Genomic DNA, 6060 nt, shown 5'->3' on the forward strand with positions numbered 1-6060 from the left:
CTGTACCACTTACTATGCTTAGCATTAGCGGCAATTAGGCAGGAATCAAATGAAAAATACAATTACTCAATATGAGTGAGAATTGTATTTTGATGAAGAAAGGAAAATATTGAAATAAAATATTTCCCTCTGTAATAAAACTATATTTGGGTTATTACTCATATTTCTCTCAATGCAAGGTTTTCTACAGAGCCAAATTATAAACATTAATCTATGAATAATAATAAGCTTATGGATACGAATAGACTTGAAGCATTTTATGATGCAATCATTGCAATCATAGTTACTGTATTGGTTTTGGAATTACCACAACCTGCATCACCATCATTGGCAGCTATATGGGCTTTAAAAACTAATTATTTTGCATATTTTATTAGTTTTTTAGTTTGTGCTAATTTGTGGCAATATCATCATTTAATCTATAATCATGTTGAAAAAATTAACAGTAAGATTATTTGGTTGAATATTTTGTTAATGTTGGTGTTCTCTTTAATTCCTTATATAACGACGTTTGTAGCTAATAATCCCTATTCATTAATTCCTCAAGTTTTATATGGTTTGGATTTTATACTTGTTGATTTAATATTGGCCATAATGTCAAAATCATTATTGGAACTCAATAAAGATAATGAAAATATTTTAAGAGATGTAATGAGTATAACTTCAGCATTAAAAATACCGTTGGTTATATTTGTAATTGCTTTTATAATTGCTTTGTTGGGTTATCCGATTGTAATTAGTATTTGTTGCTTGATAACCGTGATAAGATCTATTCATGATTCATTAAGAAGTTGAAAAAAAAGGGAATGTCTTTTAACAATTGATATTCTTTAATTGTTTTCTTCTTCATTTAACTCATTTTTTGATATATTTGTCCATAAATTTATATATTATGAATTTACAAGAGATTATTAATAGAGCTGGATATTATGTTACTTAATGAAGCTAAAAAACAGAAAGAATATGAGTTTAATCAAGTTCAACAAAAGATTAATGATTTGATGGTTGAATGTGAGGAAATGTATGGCTTTCTTTTAAAATATAATGATTTAATTACTTATGAAGAATTATATACTTTGTCTGAAAAGGATAAAGAAAACTTTATTGAAATTCGGGATAGGGCTCATGAGATGGAACATTTATTATTACATTACAGGGAAGATTTAATAGGTCTTGTTGAAGGTGATGTTGAATGGTTTTTAACAGATGATGATTCTTCGGATGATGAAAGTTTTTTCAGTGATTATTATTCTTCCAAGATATTTTTCAATTGTTTTAGGGTTGAAATTTCTCTCAGTTTATTATTCGATAAGTTAAAACAATTGAACGTTCCACGAAAAACTAAATCTCATTTTCATTTGCATGTTCATAATGGTGGGGGTTGTTGTTAATTTTTTTTTGATTAATTTGTAATGATTAATCATTACCTTTATATACTCCTTTGCATAATAGTATAATTAAGAACTAAACATCATGATTAATCATGACAAATTATCATTTATGTTTGATGTTTTGTTTTTATACATTGAAAGGTGAAACGATATGTCTAAATTTACTGGATTTGCAATGAAAAAATTAAATGAAGTCGGATGGATTGAAAAAGAAAGACCAAAATGTGGAAGACGTGATGCAATAATTAAACCATTAGCATTATCACCATGTACTTCTGATATTCACACAGTATGGGAAGGAGCAATAGGTGACAGAAAAGATATGATTTTAGGTCACGAAGCAGTAGGAATTGTAGATGAAGTAGGGGAAGATGTAAAAGATTTTAAAGTTGGAGATAAAGTTATTGTACCTGCAATCACACCTGATTGGGAAGATGAAGCTGCACAAAGAGGATTCCCATCACAAACAACAGAAGCATTGGGTGGATGGAAATTTTCAAACTTCAAAGATGGTGTATTTGGTGAAGTGTTCCATGTAAACCTAGCTGATGCAAACTTAGCAAAATTACCTGAAAATATTAAACCAGAAACAGCTGTAATGTTATCAGATATGTTTTCAACAGGGATGATGGGATCGGAAAATGCTAGAATAAAATTAGGTTCAACAGTTGCAGTTATTGGAATAGGTCCTGTAGGATTATGTTCAGTAGCAGGAGCAAGAAATCTTGGGGCAGGAAGAATATTTGCAGTAGGAACTAGACCAAATTGTGTTAAAGTAGCAAAAGAATATGGTGCAACCGACATAGTAAATTATAAAGAAGGACCAATAGATGAACAAATATTGGAAGCAACAGATAATCAGGGTGTTGATTCAGTAATTATTGCTGGTGGAAACATGGAAACATGGAAACAAGCAGTAAAAATGGCAAAAGCTGGATCAGTTATATCCAATGTTAACTACTTAAGTGGAGCAGATATAGTACCATTACCACGTGAAGCATGGGGATGTGGTATGGCAAACATTGATATTGCAACAGGGTTATGTCCTGGTGGAAGAGTAAGAATGGAACGTTTAGCAAGTCTTATTGAACATGGTAGAATAAATCCTGATTCACTTATTACTCACAAATTCAAAGGATTTGATAAAGTAGAAGATGCTTTAATGTTAATGAAAGACAAACCAAAAGACTTAATTAAACCTGTAGTATTATGTGATGAATAGAAATTATTCATTAACATCCATTTTCTTTTTTTTTAATTAGGGTATTTTACATTGAATACCTTATTTATCACCACTGTTTTCCTATTTTTTTATACTTGTTTTTTTTATATAATTGTTGGATTACACATAAAATATTATACTTAATTTTAAACAAAATATATATTAGGTGATGTGCTTGGAAAACAAGAGAGGTCCTGTAATAGTAATAGTTATTACTATATTGGTTGCATTTGCCAGTTTCTTATTATTGGATCATTCAGGTATGCGTGTTACTGACATCAATTTAAAACAAGACGATACGGAGGATACGATTTATAATTTAACTTATTATTTGAGACTGGGCAGAAACTTTAATGAATTAAACTGTGAATCTATTTTATATGATCAAAATGATAATGTCATAACCAATAATTCATCCATACTTAAAGATGTGTATCCTGGAACCCATACAATATCCTCATTAATCAATGTTACAAAAAATGGAAATAATTCAAATTCAAATTCTACAAAAATTAAAAGTATTGAAATAAAGGTATATGATAATTATTTAAATGCTACAGAAGAAGGTTCAAATAAACATAAACAGGTATACAGTAAAAAAATTAATGTTACAGTATAAATTGGGGATATTATTAAATTTATTCATTAATCATATTTTTAACAATTTCTTCAAACTCTTCTATTTTTATTTTCTTCTTTTTTGGAATTCCATCTGTTGTCAAATTATCCTCATTTGAAACGTAGTCTTCCGGATAATTTTCAAGGTTTTGTAAGAATGTATTTGTTCTGTCAAATAGTATTATTAGTTCCTCTCTATTTGTTGGATAAGCCATTTCTAATCTAGGTATTTTTTTCTTTCTAAGTTGGTATAACAGAAATTTTGGAAAATTTCCAGTTCCCACACCTCCATATAATAGAATTACACTATTTAATCTATCATACATTCGGACCCTATTCTTGGGTGCTCTACCTAAGACTATTGCTGCTTCTGCTTCTTGAATGATATGGTCTGCCAGAGTAAGTCTTCCTTTAATTCCTGAAGGTACTTCATTTCCAACATATTTATTTCCTTCTTGAACCACTCTACCTGTAAGGTTATATAATTCTGAATCATAATCGATAACTTCCTCATCATATGGATCTTTTTCTCTAGCTTTTTCTGGAGACATATTGTACATTTGGAGTGGGGTGTGTCCGTTTTTGTATATTAAATTTGTCAGTAATACTCCACCTTCCGGTATTAATGCAATTTTCATAGAAATTCGTTCCTTTAACTTTACTTTTGCTATTTTCTGTGATAAGTCATATTTATTACATTTCCCTGTTCTTGTTAATATCTTTATTAATATATACTTCTTATATTTTTTACTTGTTTGATGAAAATTACTGTAATGGCTATTGACAATCATTTTTCTTACAAATAGGGGGTTAGTTTAAACTAACCTTTCTTCTAAAATATTACTTTGAACATATATAGAAATAGTGATATGGATGGACGTTAAAGAAATTCTAAAGGACAGGTGTCCTATTAGAGATACTGTTGAAGTAATTAATAGAAAGTGGACGGTTATATTATTATGGGATATGTTTAATGGATATGAACATTTCAATGAATTTAAGGATATTAATTCAGAACTTAGCAGTAATGTGCTATCAGATACTCTTAAGTTTTTAATAGATGAAGGATTGGTTAATAAAATAATCAATGAATCTAATACAAAATACGTTTTAACAAATAAGGGGAGATTATTGAATAGGATAATGTATGAATTGGGGGTTTATGGTATTCAATCAGATGATTATGATTGTTGTCGCGAAGAAATAAAAAAATATTTCAAAGAAATATTTGAAATATAATTTACTATTTTTTCAATGAATCTTTTGCAATGTTGACTCCCATATTATATGCTTCTTCTAAATCTTTAGGAAACTGTGTTTCTCTTTGTTGTCTTTTATCTTCTTCATCGAACCATGTGTTTACATACTTTGAATAATCGTCAAATTGGTATGTGTTATTTACTTTAAGTGAGTAAGGTTTAGTGTATACGCGTCCAAGGAATGACTCTTCTAAGAAGTCAAATACTGTGTTGTAGAATGGAAATGCAGGGTTATCTGTTTTTATGTTCATATCGTAGATTATACCCATTGGCATATGTTTTTCCGTAATGTCTATATCAGCATATGGAAACTGTGGGAAACACAATCTTTCAATAAATGCTCGTAGCATACCATTAATATCTGCAAAGTATACCGGAGCTCCAAAGACAATACCATCACAGGTACGCATATCAGCTAATATGTCTTTAATATCATCATTTACTGGACAAGTTCCATAGAAAGGACCCTCTTTTTGTTTGCATAGGAAACATGATCTGCAACCAGTGTATTCTAAGTCATATAAATTTATCATTTCTATTTGAACATCATCAGTTTTATCTTTTAAAGTGTCTTTTATTCCTTCAACTACCTTTTCTAATAATTGGCTGGTGTTATAGTTTTTTCTCGGACTGCTGTTAATTACATAATATTTCATAAATAATTTCTCCCATAATTATCATTATATTTGTGAAAAAGATTATTTAAAAAGAAAAGTTAGTCCAAACTAACCCCTCTATTTTTTTAAAATGAAAATATATAAAATTAAAGGGTTGGATTTTTTCTGATTTCTTCAGTTAGGATATCACACAAATAATCCATATTCTCTTCGGTTAAAGAAGATACATCTAAATTTTTAACTTCAATAATTACACTTGGTTTTTTTATTCTATTGTAATTAGGTCCGGTTGTAATAATGTTTCCATCTATTTCTATTCGTTGTCTTATGTTGTATGCTAATTTTTTTGCCTTACTCTTGCTTTCGGCGGTTATCATAGTGTTTAATCCGAGGGAATCAGGGTGAATAACATTATGTACATCATCACCAGATAACTGTTTTATAAGTCTGTTTTTTAAGTATGTGTTAATTCCAATAGTTTTTTCTTCTATTTCAACAGCTTTTGTTATTTCATGAGAAATGGCTGCACATGTGATATTGTCGGCTTTCAATGTTTTCAACAGATGTTTATTCAACTCTACTTTTCCAGTGATGTCGTTTATAAATCCGCCATTTTCTACATTAACTATTTTTGGACTTCCTGTGGATGACACTTGTATGTCTCCATATTTATTTAGTTCTTCATCACCAACAGATCCCGAAATATCAACAATTAACAATACTTCGTGTATGTTACATAGTTCTTGAATTTCTTTTAAAGGTTGCTTCGCAGTATATCCTGCTAAGCTTGTAATATATAATGAGTTAACATCATATTCATTAAGATACTTCTTCAAACTTTCAATATTTACAATACCATCATCTGTTTTGATATATTCTATTTTTTTATCAAAGACTTCACAACTTTTTATAAAACCATTCCATCCTCCCTGATCTGTCACAAGTATAGGTTC

8 protein-coding genes are annotated in these 6060 nt (G+C 29.4%); 5 read left to right on the top strand and 3 right to left on the bottom strand.

The annotated features are described in order from the left end of the window. Positions 1 to 231: 231 nt before the first annotated feature. From QZZ11_RS06475 to QZZ11_RS06490, 4 genes are all read left to right on the top strand, one after another. Positions 232 to 795 (top strand): TMEM175 family protein, encoded by a 564-nt coding sequence (locus QZZ11_RS06475; RefSeq protein ID WP_292474605.1) that lies wholly within the window; start codon positions 232 to 234, stop codon positions 793 to 795. A 134-nt stretch (positions 796 to 929) separates the two neighbouring features. Continuing rightward, on the top strand, positions 930 to 1391 hold the full coding sequence (locus QZZ11_RS06480) for a hypothetical protein (protein ID WP_292474606.1): 462 nt from the start codon (positions 930 to 932) through the stop codon (positions 1389 to 1391). Positions 1392 to 1542: 151 nt separating this feature from the next. After that, the gene (locus QZZ11_RS06485) at positions 1543 to 2613 is read left to right on the top strand and encodes an NAD(P)-dependent alcohol dehydrogenase (RefSeq protein WP_292474608.1); all 1071 of its coding nucleotides are present in this window, start codon (positions 1543 to 1545) and stop codon (positions 2611 to 2613) included. 175 nt (positions 2614 to 2788) lie between these two features. Beyond that, on the top strand, positions 2789 to 3232 hold the full coding sequence (locus tag QZZ11_RS06490) for a hypothetical protein (protein ID WP_292474609.1): 444 nt from the start codon (positions 2789 to 2791) through the stop codon (positions 3230 to 3232). A gap of 19 nt (positions 3233 to 3251) precedes the next feature. On the opposite strand, the gene QZZ11_RS06495 is transcribed toward QZZ11_RS06490, so the two are convergent. Continuing rightward, positions 3252 to 3869, bottom strand: coding sequence for a DUF2112 family protein (locus QZZ11_RS06495; RefSeq protein WP_292474611.1), 618 nt, complete (start codon positions 3867 to 3869; stop codon positions 3252 to 3254). A gap of 235 nt (positions 3870 to 4104) precedes the next feature. Here QZZ11_RS06495 and QZZ11_RS06500 point away from each other — a divergent pair, with 235 nt between their 5' ends. Further along, positions 4105 to 4470 (top strand): helix-turn-helix domain-containing protein, encoded by a 366-nt coding sequence (locus tag QZZ11_RS06500; RefSeq protein WP_292474613.1) that lies wholly within the window; start codon positions 4105 to 4107, stop codon positions 4468 to 4470. A gap of 4 nt (positions 4471 to 4474) precedes the next feature. Here the strand turns inward: QZZ11_RS06500 and QZZ11_RS06505 are convergent, their stop codons facing one another. Both QZZ11_RS06505 and QZZ11_RS06510 read right to left on the bottom strand, forming a co-directional pair. Then, positions 4475 to 5146, bottom strand: a complete 672-nt coding sequence (locus QZZ11_RS06505) for a flavodoxin family protein (protein ID WP_292474614.1) — start codon at positions 5144 to 5146, stop codon at positions 4475 to 4477. Positions 5147 to 5253: 107 nt separating this feature from the next. Continuing rightward, on the bottom strand, positions 5254 to 6060 hold an 807-nt coding region (locus QZZ11_RS06510), incomplete at its 5' end, for a cell wall biogenesis protein (protein ID WP_292474615.1).

Source organism: Methanosphaera sp. (assembly GCF_016282985.1).
In the GTDB taxonomy this organism is placed as follows: Archaea; Methanobacteriota; Methanobacteria; order Methanobacteriales; family Methanobacteriaceae; genus Methanosphaera.

What these genes read in the sequence shown, in the direction of transcription:
- QZZ11_RS06475 (WP_292474605.1), top strand. Translation starts at nt 232, where the DNA reads ATGGATACGAATAGACTTGAAGCATTTTATGATGCAATCATTGCAATC.
- QZZ11_RS06480 (WP_292474606.1), top strand. Translation starts at nt 930, where the DNA reads ATGTTACTTAATGAAGCTAAAAAACAGAAAGAATATGAGTTTAATCAA.
- QZZ11_RS06485 (WP_292474608.1), top strand. Translation starts at nt 1,543, where the DNA reads ATGTCTAAATTTACTGGATTTGCAATGAAAAAATTAAATGAAGTCGGA.
- QZZ11_RS06495 (WP_292474611.1), bottom strand. Translation starts at nt 3,869, where the DNA reads ATGAAAATTGCATTAATACCGGAAGGTGGAGTATTACTGACAAATTTA.
- QZZ11_RS06500 (WP_292474613.1), top strand. Translation starts at nt 4,105, where the DNA reads ATGGACGTTAAAGAAATTCTAAAGGACAGGTGTCCTATTAGAGATACT.
- QZZ11_RS06505 (WP_292474614.1), bottom strand. Translation starts at nt 5,146, where the DNA reads ATGAAATATTATGTAATTAACAGCAGTCCGAGAAAAAACTATAACACC.